This window comes from Pseudomonadota bacterium (assembly GCA_039818985.1).
In the GTDB taxonomy this organism is placed as follows: Bacteria; Pseudomonadota; Alphaproteobacteria; order Sphingomonadales; family Sphingomonadaceae; genus Alterisphingorhabdus.
In genome coordinates, this window is the sequence record JBCBSU010000001.1 from 1,866,142 (window position 1) to 1,880,743 (window position 14,602).

Annotated in this window: 12 protein-coding genes and 1 tRNA gene; 6 read left to right on the forward strand and 7 right to left on the reverse strand. The window is 57.1% G+C overall.

Going from position 1 to position 14,602, the window contains the following annotated elements:
• Positions 1–224: 224 nt before the first annotated feature.
• Positions 225–1,139 (forward strand): LysR substrate-binding domain-containing protein, encoded by a 915-nt coding sequence (locus AAFX04_08990; GenBank protein MEO1045560.1) that lies wholly within the window; start codon positions 225–227, stop codon positions 1,137–1,139.
• A 323-nt stretch (positions 1,140–1,462) separates the two neighbouring features.
• Complete coding sequence (locus tag AAFX04_08995; protein MEO1045561.1) at positions 1,463–5,986, forward strand: autotransporter outer membrane beta-barrel domain-containing protein; 4,524 nt, start codon at positions 1,463–1,465, stop codon at positions 5,984–5,986.
• Between the two features lie 14 nt (positions 5,987–6,000).
• On the opposite strand, the gene AAFX04_09000 is transcribed toward AAFX04_08995, so the two are convergent.
• Together AAFX04_09000 and AAFX04_09005 are read right to left on the reverse strand one after the other, a co-directional pair.
• On the reverse strand, positions 6,001–7,287 hold the full coding sequence (locus AAFX04_09000) for a DUF418 domain-containing protein (protein ID MEO1045562.1): 1,287 nt from the start codon (positions 7,285–7,287) through the stop codon (positions 6,001–6,003).
• A 5-nt stretch (positions 7,288–7,292) separates the two neighbouring features.
• Entirely contained in the window at positions 7,293–8,372 is a 1,080-nt protein-coding gene (locus AAFX04_09005) for a serine hydrolase domain-containing protein (protein ID MEO1045563.1), read from the reverse strand.
• 157 nt (positions 8,373–8,529) lie between these two features.
• Here AAFX04_09005 and AAFX04_09010 point away from each other — a divergent pair, with 157 nt between their 5' ends.
• Genes AAFX04_09010 through AAFX04_09020 form a run of 3 tightly spaced genes read left to right on the forward strand, consistent with a single transcriptional unit; the run spans position 8,530 to position 9,758 of the window.
• Complete coding sequence (locus tag AAFX04_09010; GenBank protein MEO1045564.1) at positions 8,530–8,916, forward strand: hypothetical protein; 387 nt, start codon at positions 8,530–8,532, stop codon at positions 8,914–8,916.
• Positions 8,917–8,929: 13 nt separating this feature from the next.
• Positions 8,930–9,481 carry a sigma-70 family RNA polymerase sigma factor gene (locus AAFX04_09015; GenBank protein ID MEO1045565.1) on the forward strand — a complete coding sequence of 184 codons (552 nt, stop codon included), beginning with the start codon at positions 8,930–8,932 and terminating at the stop codon, positions 9,479–9,481.
• Positions 9,471–9,758 (forward strand): hypothetical protein, encoded by a 288-nt coding sequence (locus tag AAFX04_09020; GenBank protein ID MEO1045566.1) that lies wholly within the window; start codon positions 9,471–9,473, stop codon positions 9,756–9,758. The genes AAFX04_09015 and AAFX04_09020 overlap by 11 nt, the downstream gene beginning before the upstream one ends.
• 121 nt (positions 9,759–9,879) lie before the next feature.
• Here the strand turns inward: AAFX04_09020 and AAFX04_09025 are convergent.
• The 5 genes from AAFX04_09025 to AAFX04_09045 all read right to left on the reverse strand — a co-directional run bounded on the left by AAFX04_09025 (position 9,880) and on the right by AAFX04_09045 (position 14,016).
• A tRNA-Glu gene (locus AAFX04_09025) sits at positions 9,880–9,954 on the reverse strand.
• A 97-nt stretch (positions 9,955–10,051) separates the two neighbouring features.
• Positions 10,052–10,435 (reverse strand): VOC family protein, encoded by a 384-nt coding sequence (locus tag AAFX04_09030; protein MEO1045567.1) that lies wholly within the window; start codon positions 10,433–10,435, stop codon positions 10,052–10,054.
• A gap of 20 nt (positions 10,436–10,455) precedes the next feature.
• Entirely contained in the window at positions 10,456–12,243 is a 1,788-nt protein-coding gene (gene recJ / locus AAFX04_09035) for a single-stranded-DNA-specific exonuclease RecJ (protein ID MEO1045568.1), read from the reverse strand.
• A 49-nt stretch (positions 12,244–12,292) separates the two neighbouring features.
• On the reverse strand, positions 12,293–12,877 hold the full coding sequence (locus tag AAFX04_09040; GenBank protein MEO1045569.1) for a uracil-DNA glycosylase family protein: 585 nt from the start codon (positions 12,875–12,877) through the stop codon (positions 12,293–12,295).
• Positions 12,874–14,016, reverse strand: a complete 1,143-nt coding sequence (locus tag AAFX04_09045) for an alpha/beta hydrolase (GenBank protein ID MEO1045570.1) — start codon at positions 14,014–14,016, stop codon at positions 12,874–12,876. The genes AAFX04_09040 and AAFX04_09045 overlap by 4 nt, the downstream gene beginning before the upstream one ends.
• Before the next feature lie 86 nt (positions 14,017–14,102).
• Here AAFX04_09045 and AAFX04_09050 point away from each other — a divergent pair, with 86 nt between their 5' ends.
• Positions 14,103–14,597 carry an NAD(P)H-dependent oxidoreductase gene (locus AAFX04_09050; protein MEO1045571.1) on the forward strand — a complete coding sequence of 165 codons (495 nt, stop codon included), beginning with the start codon at positions 14,103–14,105 and terminating at the stop codon, positions 14,595–14,597.
• The last annotated feature ends 5 nt before the right edge of the window (positions 14,598–14,602 follow it).

Here is a 14,602-nt window from a genome sequence, read left to right on the forward strand (position 1 = left end):
TTTACAAAGGTGACCCGAAATTCTCGATTCTGGGTGCATATGCCCGGACTGGAACGTCGCCAGAGATCAGAATGTAGAGGTTTAGGGCCAGAGCGGATGCACAAGACATCATTAATGGCGCCTGTCATCGCGGGAAGCCTATGAGGGCTTGTGGCCAGGGTTTTCCGGATGCGTTGTAACCTCGCCCCTAATTGGTTCGAATGATCAACGAAAAGAGGCAGGGCATGAATCTTCGCGATCTCGAATATATTGTCGCTATTGAGCGCTATCGTAACTTCGGCAAAGCGGCGCAGGCATGCCATGTCTCGCAGCCGGCGCTCTCGTCTCAGGTAAAAAAACTGGAAGAGCGCCTCGGCGTAGAGTTATTCGTCCGTACCAATCAGAGCGTTTGTCCGACCGAGGCAGGTTACCGGATTATCGCCACGGCCAAGGACATGCAGCGTTCTGCACGCCAGATTAATGATATGGCGGCAGAATATCGTGACCCGCTATCGGTTCCACTGAAGCTGGGAATTTTCCCGACATTGGCACCATTTATCGTTCCCTATATCAGCCGTTCGGTGAAAGATATCGCGGACTCGCTAAAGCTTATTTATCGCGAGAAACCGACGGCGGAACTGGTACAGGAATTGCGTCGCCGTACCATCGATGTCGCGCTTGTCAGCGGACCCTTTGATGCGGCTGGCTGCAATTTCACCCCGGTATTCCGCGAGAAGCTGTATCTGATCGTTTCAGACAAGCACAGGCTGAGCAATCGCCACACCATCTCCGCCAGAGAGGTTCCACGCGAAGAAATGCTGTTGCTCGATGAAGAACACTGCCTGCGCAATGAAGCCATAGCCTTGTGTCAGGATAATCGTGTCGGTCTGGATGTACCGGAAGATATGTCTGCGACCAGTCTGCTGACCGCCTCCCATTATATTGCCAATGATTTCGGCTGCACATTGATGCCGGAACTGGGAGTGCCTTTTATCGCCCGTGCGAATCCGCATATCCGCTTCATCGAAATCAATGATGAGAGCTATGTTAGAAATATCGGTTTTCTCTCGCGCAAAGGGTGTCCACGCGAACATATCCTGCACGCATTATGCGATCAGATTCGCCGCCATCCACCAGATAATACCCAGGCCTTGCACTGACCAAACAGGCATAAACGCACCCTCATAATCGCCTCTTTATACAGTTCCCGAAAGCAGGGACTGCGATTAGTCATGCTGCAATTATATCTATATTTATCAATACTTTGCCTTATAAGCAGCGCTTATAATCACCATCAGAAACATATATTATACGACTCGGTTTTCCGGCCCTAAGCCTCGCTGTCGGAAGGCCGCTCTTAGCTGGATCAGCCTTCACTGTCCCCACTAGGAATCTGAAAGGCTCACTGATGAAAACCTCGAACACAAGCAGAGCAAAAGCTGCGTCGCACAGCTTGCTGCTGACCTCTTCCGCGCTGGCAATAATGACATCTGCCAATGCACAGGCGCAGACCATTATCCCCGATGCCAACATGACGACAATAACCAGCATTGCCGATAACGAAATCATCGTAAATCCGGTCGGCAATACAACCAGCGTCGATGGCGCACCTGCTGTCGTAATCGTCAATGATGATGTGACGCTCAACAATGACGGCACACTGGCAACCACCGGTGCAACCCAGACCGTCCAGGTGTCTGATGGCACCAGCGGCGCGATCATCAACAACGGTCTGACCGGCATTATCGAAGCAGATTCGCGCGCGGTACAGATTGATGGCAATGGCGCGACGCTCAACAATCTGGGCGCAATTCTGGGCACCGATATTCAGCGCAACGGTACCGTATATACCAACATCACCGCTGATGATTTCACACTTAACAATGAAGGCACGATAGATGCTGTTGTCGGCGGTGCCGGTTTTTCGGCTGAACTGGCAGCTGAAGGCACGACCATCACCATCAACAACAGCGGTGTGATTGCCGGTCGCGGCAATGCGGGCGCGGGCGCGGCAGCAGCCGGTGACGGCATTCGCTTCGAGCGCACCCGGGTAAATGGCATGCTCGACGGATCAACCAGCGGTCTGCTGACAGGCAATATCACCAACTCGGGCACCATTTCCTCGGATGGTGCAAATGGCACCGTTGCCGGCATCCGTTTCGTCAACGGCGTATCCTTCGCCGGCACCATCACCAATGAGGCCGATGGTGTTATCTCCGGCACGCAAAATGGTCTCTATTTCGGCAATGCCATCCCCGCAGGCGGTGGCGATTTTACCGGTGCTGTGGTTGAAAATCTCGGCACCATCTCCTCTGACAGCCGCGCCCTCAATATTGACGGGAACGGACTGACCATCAACAACCGCGCGGGTGGCGAAATTATTGGCACCGGCAATCAGCGCAATGGCACGGTCTATGCCGACAGTACGGCGGAAGCCTTCACCCTGAACAATGAAGGCTTGATCGATGCGGGCGAAGGCAATGAAGGTGCCGGCTTCTCGGTCGAGCTTTCGGCTGAGGGCAATGATTTCACCATCATCAACTCGGGTACCATTCAGGGCCGTGGCGATGCTGCTGCTGGCGCAGCAACTGCAGGTGATGGCCTGCGCTTTGAACGTGCGCGTGTCAACGGCATGCTCGACGGAACGACCACTGGCCTGTTCACCGGCACTGTTACCAATGCACAGGGCGGCCTGATTGCCTCCGAAGGTGCGAATGGCACAGTTGCTGGTGTCCGTTTCGTCAACGGCGTCTCCTTCCAGGGCACATTTGACAATGCCGGCACGATCACCGGAGTCCAGAACGGTGTCTATTTCGGTAACCCGACACCGGCAGGCGGCGGTGATCACACCAATGGTGTATTCAACAACCTCGCTACCGGTGTAATCTCCTCGGATAGCCGGGCCTTCAACATTGACGGCACAGGCCTGACGTTGAACAATTCGGGTTCGATCATCGGCACCGGCAATCAGCGCAACGGCACTGTCTATGCCGACAGCACCGCACAGGATTTCACCCTCAACAATGATGGTCTGATCGATGCAGGTGAAGGCAATGAAGGTGCAGGTTTCTCCGTAGAGCTGGCATCCGTAGAAGATGGTGGCACCAATTTTGACATCGTCAACTCTGGTACGATTCAGGGTCGTGGTAATGCAGGCGCAGGTGCAGCAACAGCAGGTGATGGCCTGCGCTTTGAGCGCACACGCGTTAGTGGCATGCTCGATGGCACCACCAATGGCCTTTTCACCGGCACGATAACCAATTCGGGTCTGATCGACAGTGAAGGCGCCAATGGTACGGTCGCCGGTATCCGTTTCGTCAATGGCGTGTCCTTCAATGGCACCATCGACAATAGCGGCACCATCTCCGGCGTTCAGAACGGCCTGTATTTCGGTAATGCAACGCCTGCAGGCGGCGGCGATTTTACCGGTGCTGTCGTCAACAACAGCGGTACGATCAGCTCGGCCAGCCGGGCATTGAACATTGATGGCACGGGCCTGGTGGTCAACAATCTGGCTGGTGGCCAGATCATCGGCACCGGCAATCAGCGCAATGGCACCGTCTATGCCGACAGCACCGCACAGGATTTCACCCTCAACAATGCCGGCCTGATCGACGCAGGTGAAGGCAATGAAGGTGCAGGTTTCTCTGCAGAGTTGTCCGCTGGTGGCAATGATTTTGCTATCATCAACTCCGGTACCATTCAGGGCCGTGGTCAGGCTGCAGCCGGAGCGGCAACTGCTGGTGACGGTCTGCGTTTTGAACGCGGGCGTGTCGATGGATCACTGATGAACCCGTCAACCGGCCTGTTCACCGGAACCATCACCAACTCTGGCACCATCACCAGTGAGTCGACCCAGGGTACCGCTGCCGGTATCCGTTTCGTCAACGGTACGTCGTTCAGCGGCACTATCGAAAACCAGGCTGGAGGCACCATCTTCGGTGAACAGAACGGCCTGTATTTCGGCAATGCGACACCAGGCGGTGGCGGCGATTTCACCGGTGCTGTCGTCAACAATGCCGGTACCATCTCTTCGGGCAGCCGTGCGCTGAATATCGATGGCACCGGCCTGACCGTGAACAACAGCGGTTCGATCCTCGGCACCGGTGCACAACGCAACGGCACCGTCTATTCGGATGCCACGGCCAACAACTTCACCCTGAACAATATCGGCGTGATTGACCCGGTAGTTGCCGGTTCGGGTGTCTCGCTGCAGCTTGGCGTCAATGACGGTGATGTTCGCAGCTTCACCCTGGTCAATGATGGTACCATTGCCGGCCGCGGCGAGGCGCTGGCTTCCGGTGCATCTGCCGGTCTGCGCCTGTTCAACGGCGCGGGTGAAGGTACAACCGTTACCGTTGCCGATGATATCGTCAACAATGGCACCATCACATCGGAAACTGCAGCGGCCGTGTTGATCGAGAACATCGCCTTTACCGGCACGTTCACCAATAGTGGCACGCTTTCCGGTGCCGACGCCGTGGACGCGTCAACGGCCCTTGCCGCGCTAAACTTTGTTCAGACCGGTGGCAGCCTTGAAGGCGATTTCCTCGGTTCGGCATTTACCGATACACTGACATTCGCTGGCGGCACCAGCACATTGGCTGGCAATGTCTCCAATGATGTCAATGTTGTCGTCGACGCCCCTGCCACGGTCGCGATCGATGGCGAGAATGTCATAGACGGTGATCTGACGGTTGACGGAACGCTCAGTTTCGAGCTTGGCGGTGACTCGCTGTTCGTTGAGGGCGATACCACCCTAAACGCAGGCAGCGTTGTCAACATTGCGACGACAGATATCGGGCAGGCCGATATTGGCAGCACCATCGTCGTCCTTGATGAAGCAGGCGATTTCGTTGACAATGGGGTCACGGTCAATGTGAATGATGATGACTTCCTCATCGATTATGAGGTCGACATCGGCTCCATCGCCGTAACCACATCCGCGACCGATCTGGCTGCTGTTTCGACCGATGCCAATATCAGCAGCTTTGGCGGTGCACTGACCAACGCGGTGACTGCCAATCAACTCCCTGCCAATGTGTTTAATGGTCTGAACAGCATCACCGATGCAGCCGGGTTCGAGGCAGCGGCACTGACACTGCTTCCGGCATTGAACGAAGGCGTAACCCGCGAAATCTTCGAAACGCAAAACACTGCCGATGCTTTCGTTACCAATCGCCTGGCCAGCGGCAATGCAACAGGTCTTTGGGGTCAGTTTCTGGGCCGCACGGCGGACCGCGATGCCGAAAGCACCAGTGTGACCGGCTATGACGCGGATGCCTTTGGTCTGACCATCGGCGTTGACTTTGCAGCCAGCGACAGCTTGCGGGTCGGTCTGGCCTATAGCTATGCCGATATCGACATCGACCAGAATGGCGGTGCCGGCGAGCAGAGCGACATCAATGCATCGCAGATTTCGGCCTATCTCGGTTATAACCAGGACAAGCTGTTCGTGAACGGCGTGGTCGGTTATTCCTTCAGTGATGTCGATACATCACGGACCAGCGTTCTTAGCGGTCCGGTATCGGGCAGCTTTGATGTCGATGGTGTCCGGGCACAGGTGAATGCCGGCTATGAACTGGGCACCGAAACGGTCAGCATCATTCCCTTTGTCGGGCTCAACTATGCCAGCCTCTCATCGGATAGCTACACCGAAACCGGTGGCCTTAATCTCGATGTGGATGCCGGTGATGTTGATTTCCTCGAAGGCCGTGTCGGGGCACGTCTGGCAACGCAAAGCGACAGCGGTTTCTCGTTACGTGGTAATGTCGCCTATGCCTATGACTTTATCGGTGATGCCCGGGTGTTTGACCTCGGCTTTGCCGGTGCAGGTACGCCTTTCCGTGTCAGCAGCACCGATGGCGAGCAGTCTCGCTTCGAATTCGGCGCAGGCCTGAACTACGGTCAGGAAACCGGTTTCAGCGTCAGCCTTGATTATCAGGGCGAGATAGCATCAGGCTATAACAGCCATGCCGGTATACTGCGTTTGCGTTATGCCTTTTGATTGAATCAAAGGCATTAGTGGGGCCGGTCGGTATCGCAAGATACCGACCGGTTTTGCTTTGAAGGCCGGACATCAACACGTCCGCCACTCCCATAGGTTCCCTTTCGCCACAAGGCTTCGACCGGACCGCGTGTAAATCTCCAGAACCACAGGTGACTGGCGATAATTTGCATTGCAAAGAAGCCGATAGACAGCTGGGCAGCCAGTACAGGCTGCAGGGTACCTGCAAGCGCGAAGCCTCCATGAAAGCCATAGAGCAACACCCCGATGAAGATACCCTGGACCAGATAATTGGTAAGTGCCATCTGACCGACAGGCTGGAATAATCGCAAAATCCATCCAGAAGGGCCAGACTGCAACCCCTTGATCACCGCAGCTGCGTAACCGAATGCAAGTATGGGCGCACCTAGGGCATGCGCAGCTATGTGCAAAGCCTCTGGCGCTGTGACGAAGCCGAGCAGCATAGAAGTCTGGGCAGCCTCAAGGGCCAGTCCGCATATGATCATGGCGAAAGCGAAACGCCCTGTCGCACGCGGCGAACACATGGCCCGATCCAGCCAGTCCTCTCGCATGATATAGGCTCCCAGCAAAAAACGTCCCAGAACGTAGAGGACCCAGGCCAGGATCGCACCGCTTGCCAGATAATCATTGAGAACAAGCTGTGATGTTGCTTGCAGCCATTCGGAATATGTCCCCTCGACATAGGCTGCCTGTCTTTGAAGAATGGCTGCACTGGAAAAGACCGTTCTGTCGCTGACCGCAGTCACTCCAGCCTGCTCAAGCCACCATTCGGCAAGGGGCTTGCCGGCTATGCTCAGGGCGATACCCGATACAAGCATCCAGCGGCTCGGCAATCGTCGCAATATCAACAGCAAGAAGCCCACAAGCGCATATTGCTGAAGAATATCCCATGGCCAGACCAGAAACAGGTTCAGCGCGCCGATGGCTAACAGGATGAGTAAACGCTTTGAATAGACAAGACCGGCATTGCTGCCGCGCCTTTGCAGCCGTGCCCATTGCAACCAGAAGCCCATGCCGAAAAGGATCGCGAAGAGCGTACTGGCTTTGTCATCGACCAGCCAGATGACAAGGAACAGCGTCAACTGATTGTCTGGAGCTGCAAAGAAGCTTTGCTGTTGAGCACCGGTCGCAATATTCGCACTTATGGAAAAAAGGACCAAATTGGCGATCAGTACACCGAACAGGGCAAAGCCGCGCACAATGTCGAGTTCGACTATGCGCTCGGCAGAGGATGTGGGTTGACCAGCGGAAGCGCACAAAGCGCGAGGCTGCGGTGCCATGCCCCTTACTCAACACCGGTCGAAATGGCGAGCAATCGCTCCTCGATCGCCGCATTGAGTTCGGGGGCTTTTTGCGAATTGGTGAAGAATATATAGCCGCTGCGCTGATCTCTGAGAGCAGTAAACCACGCCGTGAAGCCTTCATTCACGCCGCCATGCGATATGGCGGTTCCATGGCTGGTCTGCTTGATCGCGACACCAAGACCCCAGGCATCAAGCCCGAAATCCATGCGGAAATCATCATCCGCACCCAGTTCCCCCTGAGAAGATACCATGTCGCGATACAGATCTCGCGAAAGGCCAGCCCCGTTGAGAACACCTGCCAGAAGGCACCCATAGCGCTCTGCCGTACTGAAAAGGCTTGCTGAGACAACAGGTTTCGCGACTGCCCAATCATCTTGCCGTTCCTTGCCAATATATCCGGCCGCGATGTCGGCACGGTTGGCATCGGAGACAGTCCACGGCCCTGTGTCGCAGCCGAGTCCGGCTTTGAGGTCTGCCCGCATGATCGCTTCAAGACCAGCAATGTCGGTACCACGTTTTCGCGCGATTGCGTGCGCCAGATATTCGAAACCCTCACCCGAATAGCCAAATTCGGTGCCTGGTTCGAAGCGGATATCAAGCGCGTTATCTTCATTCTCCCATCGCCAGTTCGGAAAGCCGGTGCGGTGTGACAACACCATTCGCGGGGTGATACGCAGACTGCGTGGATCATCTATATCGGGGTGCTTGAAGATTTCGGCAATTGGTGCATCGAGCGCGATGTTGCCCCTTTCAACCTCACGCAGCGCGAAATAGGCAAAGGCGACCTTGCTGAGCGAGGCTGCTTCAAACAGCGTGTCATTTTGAACGGGCCTGCCTGCTTCACGGTCAGCCACACCATAGCTCCGGACATACGCTACTCGCCCGTTGCGAATGATTGCCAGCGACAGGCCCGGTATTTCCAGCTTTCGCATCTGCTCCGCAATCAGGGTGTCCAGGGCCGCAAACTCTTCTGCTGGCACGGCCGCGTCCCGGATATCTCTTTCCTGCTGCACCGGCACTGGCGCAAGCAACAAGACGCTCAGCATCATAAAGGCTTTCATCACATCTTTCTCCTCTGCATTACACGCCTCTGATGCTTCCGCAGGGTGCATTGGATGATGATTTCCATTTATTTTTTTGCCCCCTCATCCAAATGACCGCGGTCACGCATCAAAGAAGCGACGGCTATTCTGTGAAGAGCATCGGGAGTGACGAAACGTGGAAGCAGCAAATCTGGATGTGAGTCCCCTGGATGAAGTGATTCCGATCGTCTTCGCGCTCGTCATCGGAGCGATTGTCATTTCTGCCCAATGGCTTATCTACAGGTTGAAGCGCGCCCGGATCGAGGCCATGCGAGAGGCGCTGCTATCGCGCACGGACCTCGATCCGGACAGTATCACTGCCTTGCTGGGCCAGAGACCCACAGCACAATCGGACCTTCGCAAGGCGATACTTTGGGGGTCGACCTGCGCTGGCTTACTGCTCGGCACTCTCGTCCTGCCCGTCGAAATACGTTCGGCAATGCTGGCAGCTGCGATAATCGCCGGTGCGCTGGGCAATGCCTATTCCGTTCTGATGGTCCTGCGTCTGCACGACCGGGCATGACAGGGCACCGCTGGTGCGCAAACTTGATGACAAGGCGCTGGTAGCGTTGCTCAAGGCAACCGGTGACCGTGATGCCTTTGGCGAGTTGTTCCGTCGCCACCACGGGACCATGCAGGGGTATTTGCTCTCTCTCGGCGCAGATGGCGCGCGCGTTAATGACATCATGCAGCAGAGCTTTCTCACCGCGCTTCTGAAAATTGGTCAGTTCAGAGGAGAAGCGTCATTCCGTACCTGGCTATTCACAATTGGTTATCGCGAGCATTTGCAAGCACTCCGCCGCGCTGAAATACGGCAACGGGCCATAAAGACCTTAGTGGATAATCAACATGATGAATCCGACTTAAACCCGAATATGAATGAAGAGCATATCGACATAGCACGGGCGATATCCATGCTATCTGAAGAAGAACGCGCCGCTCTTATCCTTTGCGATGCCTATGGGTTTTCCCATGGTGAGGCTGCAAAGATAACCGGTAGACCTGTTGGAACAATCAAAAGTCATATCCGCCGTGCGCGCATACGTGCGAAAAACCTGCTTGTCGAGGGAGAGAATAATGCCAGCTGATGACGACAACCTGCTGACCCGCGAATTGAAAGGCTTCGTCTCTGCCAATGTCTTAGACGGAAAAGACGTTGACAGCGCCGCTCCCGGCAGGCCGTCGCGTAAACTTCGAAACACAAGCTGGATCCTTGAGACTTTTCTGGCAGCTCGCCGCCCTCTTGTTTTCGGTGTTGCCGGACTTGTAGCGTTGTTTCTTGCAGCAGCTGGGGAACCCTCAATCCCGTTGAGCCTGCTCGCGGTCTGTACAGCAGGTCTGCTCTCTCTATTTACCATCGAATAGAGAGCGGGATCACACAATATAAGGGACTAGCGCTTGATTGCTGTTCGATAAGAGCCGGATCGCTGTGGCTATATCATAAGAGCTCATCTGCATTCATATGGGATTGAAATCGCAGAAAAGGTGGTGACCCCTACGGGAATCGAACCCGTGTTTCAGCCGTGAAAGGGCCGCGTCCTAACCGCTAGACGAAGGGGCCACATGCATGCCGTGGCAGCGAGTTGCCGCAATTAGGGATTTGATGCGATGCGGTCAAGTGCGGATTTGGCACGGTGCAAAAATATTCAGTGCCGCTTCTACCCCTTGCTGCTGTGGCACACCGCCTGCAGCTTGTTGCCATCAGGATCACGCACATAGGCGCCATAATAGTTGGGGTGATAATAGGCGCGCAGGCCCGGTGCGCCTTCATCGCTACCGCCATACGCCAATGCTGCGGCATGAAAACGATCAACCTGATCCCGGGACGGAACGATGAAAGCGATATGCGTGCCATTACCATGCGTCGCAGGCTGGCCGTCAAAGGCCGGGCCGATAAAGATCTTGGCTCCGGTCGGCTCGCCATAGGCCTTGCCGGAATCGCTGCGCATCAATTCGCTATGCCCCAACACCTCCATGATCGCATCGTAAAAGGGTTCGGCCCTGGCAAAGTCGTTCGTGCCCAATGTGACATGGCTGAACATGGTCGCTCCTCCCAGCTGTGCTATTTCAGCGCCGCATCATCGATAATCAGTTCAGCGCTGCTTCGGCCATTCCATTCGTCGATCTTGGCCCGCCCCGCCAGCCATATCCGCTGGTCCCGGCGCGTGCTCAGCAGCACCTGCCCCAGCGGCGTATCGGCGCTTCTGAACGCAATCGCCTTGACCGACTTTCCGTCATCGCCGGCGACAATGGCACGGACATGGTCAGTGCCGACAATATCCACCTTGATCAGCCGCGCCGGACCGATAACAACGCGTGGCCCCGGCCAGCCCATGCCATAGGGCCCAGCCCCGTCCATCTGCTCGACCAGATCGGTCGTCAGCCCGCCCGGCGCGAACACCCCATCGACCAGCAAGGCCCGGTCGGCGCGGGATTGCCCGACATCGCGTTCCAGTCGATCGCAGAGAAAATCGCGGAAAGCGTCTATAGCGTCCGCATTGATGGTCAGCCCAGCCGCCATGGCATGGCCGCCACCGGCAACCAGCAGATCCTGATCGCGTGCTGCGATAATCGCCGCGCCGAGATCGACACCGCTGATCGACCGCCCCGAACCCTTGCCGATACCGTCTTCATCCAGCGCGATGACGATGGTTGGCCGCCCGGTGCGTTCTTTCAACCGCCCGGCAACAATGCCGATGACACCCGGATGCCAGCCCCGCCCGGAAACAACCACCAAGGCCCTGTCCGCCTGCACCTCGAGCTGTGCCTCGGCCTCTTCCTGCACCGCTGCCTCGATGGCGCGGCGTTCCTCATTGAGCTGGTTGAGTTCGGCGGCAATAGTCTCGGCTTCGTGCACATCACATGTTGTCAGCAAGCGTACGCCAAGATCAGAGCGCCCCACCCTGCCGCCAGCGTTGATGCGCGGGCCCAGGGCAAAGCCTAGATCGGAACAGGCGGGATCGCGGGTCAACCGGCTGGCGCGGATCAGGGCGTCCATGCCGATATTGCGCCGCCGCGCCATGACCTTGAGGCCCTGGGCAACAAAGGCGCGGTTAAGCCCCTTAAGCTGCGCCACATCGGCGACGGTGCCGAGCGCCACCAGATCGAGCAGTGCCATCAGCTCGGGCTCATCGCGCCCCTCGAAATAACCGCGCTCGCGCAATGTCCGCACCAGCGCAGCACCAAGCAGAAATGCCATGCCCACAGCCGCCAGATGGCCGTGTGATGCTGCCTCATCATCCTCATCCTGACGATTGGGATTCACCAGCGCGAAACAGTGCGGCAGCTCGGGCGCGCATTTATGATGATCGACGACCATCACATCCACCCCGGCCTGATGCGCCATGCTCAGCGCGTCAAACGCCATAGCACCACAATCGACAGTGACGATCAGCGTCGAGCCCTGTCCTGCCAGCTTGACCAGCGCCTCGCCCGAAGGGCCATAGCCCTCCATCAACCGGTCCGGGATATAGGCGCCCGCTTCCAGTCCCAATTCGCGCAACAGCAGGATGAGCAGCGCCGAACTGGTCGCGCCATCGACATCATAGTCTCCAAAGATGGTGACCGTCTCACCGGCGATCACCGCTTCGGCCAGTCGTTCGGCGGCACGATCCATATCGCGAAAGATCGACGGGTCGGGCATGAAGCTGCGCAATGTCGGCTGGCGATGACGCGCCACCTCATCGCGCGTCACGCCCCGGGTAAGTAGCAACTGCGTCACCAGATCATCGGGTTTCAGCCCTTCACGATAATCGGCCTGTGCGCCGCGCCAGCGCCAGGGCTGGCCGGAGCAGGACTGGCGGATGCCGAGGGCATAATCCTCTATTCTGTCGTCCAGAGCTTCACTCATATGGGTACAGTGCCATCAACATTGGCGCAGGCGAAGCGAAAAGCGTGACTCATCCACAATCGATCAGCTTTGCGACCTGCTCTCGCAGGCGGGGCAACAGTTCCGCATCAAACCAGGGATGGCGCGCCAGCCAGATATTGTTGCGCGGGCTGGGATGCGGCAGCATCAGGCAATCACCACCCCGGTCAAGCCAGCGCTTCGACAGTTGGTCGATCGGTGCCTTGCTGTCATCGGGCAAATGATAGCCTATGGCATAACGTCCGAGGATGATGGTCAAACGGATATCGGGCAGACCGCCGAGCAACGGGGCGCGCCATGTCTCGGAACAGATGGGCGGCGGTGGTGCATCGCCCGATTTTCCTGAACCGGGGAAACAAAATGCCATGGGCAGAATGGCAAACAGCCCGGGATCATAGAATTGCGCGTTGCTGACGCCGAGCCAGTCACGCAGCCGCCTGCCGCTGGCATCGTCAAAGGGCTTGGCGGCGATATGTGTTTTGCGCCCCGGTGCCTGCCCGGCAATCAGAATTCGCGCCTTTGGCGACGCCTGGAGCAGCGGTTGCGGCCCAAGCGGCAGGTCAGGGCATATCCGGCAGGCGCGAACGTCGTCCAATAATGTCTCGAAATCACTCATAGCTGCATCATAGCGGTTTCGGCGCAAGTCCCTGGCGCGTTAGCCTCAGTCGCCTCGATGATAGTATAGGCGCGCGGCATCATCGTCGCGTCGGAAAGCAAGGCCGCGCAGAAAAACTCGCGTCCTGCCTTGCTGTCGAGAAAATCCATATGGCCGATAAAGCCGCCACTGACGGCGCTGGTATCGATAATGGTCAGCCCGGCTATCGGTTTGCCATTGCGCAGCGGTCGGGCATAGCAGGGGGGTGTCGCCAGAGGGTCGATACAGCGGGTCACGCCCAGCCGGTCATAGCCATGCAGAAAGCGTGACGCAGCCACGGCACGGTCATTGTCAGAGGCAAAGACAGTGATACGCCGTCCTTGCGCAACTTTTGCCTCGGTCAGTAGCAGATCACGGGCCTCACGCTCGAAAATTTGGCGATCGACATCGGGTGATGCAAGAATGATATTCCTGAGCTTATGCGCATAATGCGGATGCCCGCGATCGATCATATGGGTCGCGGCGATGGCACCGCGCGCACCCATGCTATGAGCGACCAGGACAATCTCGCTGATCTGCGGCATAGCCGCCAGCTCCAACAGTGCGGCGGTGAAATATGGCTGGTCCCACACGCGGTTCACTTCATCGACGGCGTAGCGCAGAAACTTGTGATGGCTGGGCCAGTTATAGCCGATAACCGGGCCGGCAAAGCCTGTATGATAGCGGATCTGCTCGGACTGAACCGCTGTGTCGGCAAAATCATTGTTATAGCCGTGGATATAGACAACAATCTTGCCGCTCGAGAGCGTGGCGGCATCGGCAATATCCTGCTGCCAGCTATTATGTGCCTGGAACAGAAATTCCGGCGGCTGCGGCTTTTCGCTGGTACCACTACCATGCACGCGGCCATAGCGTATGCGATCGCCACGCTGAATGGTCATGGCATAGGGCTGACGGCGGCAATCGGGCAGGCTGGTAGTGACAAAAAATATCGGAAGCGCCTGTTTCTCGGCATTGGAAAATGTTGGCTGCACCGCGCACAGTTCGCCACCGGCATAGCTTTCCCAGCGCTCTGCGGAAAAGGCGACGCAGCCCGATAGAATGAACACCAGGAGCATCGAAATGATAGTGAAGCGGGGAAGCTGGAAAACGCTTTGCATGGGAGGGTTTATGCCTCTGAACATTGTCATCGACAAGCGATTTAGCCTAGGGTCAGACAACGGCAGATGAACACAGGAAAGCGCTCTTGCCTCACTCTCTCGCAATCATCTGGTTCAGCCGCACCGGCACCGCACGGGCGCTGGCGAAAGCGGCTTATGAGGGTGCCCTGGGCGCGGGTGATGTCACCACGCATCTGGTCGAGGCAGGACAGGCCAATGCCGAACTGATGCGCAACGCCGATGGCTATATCTTTGCCTGCCCGGAGAACCTCGCCGCAATTGCCGGTGGCATGAAGGAATTTTTCGACAGCCATTATTACCCGCTGCTCGGCAGGATCGAGGGGCGCCCCTATGCAGCGATGATCGCCGCCGGATCGGATGGTGAGAATGCGCTGAAACAGCTTGAACGCATCGCCACAGGCTGGCGCCTCAAACGGGTAACCGACAGCATGATCGTCAACACCCGAGCGCAAACGGCGGAGGAAATACTCGCGCCCAAGACGGTGCCACCCGAAACGCTGGCCACAGCTCGGGATATCGGCGCAGCGCTGGCCAACGGCCTTGCCATGGGCGTGTTCTGACCGCC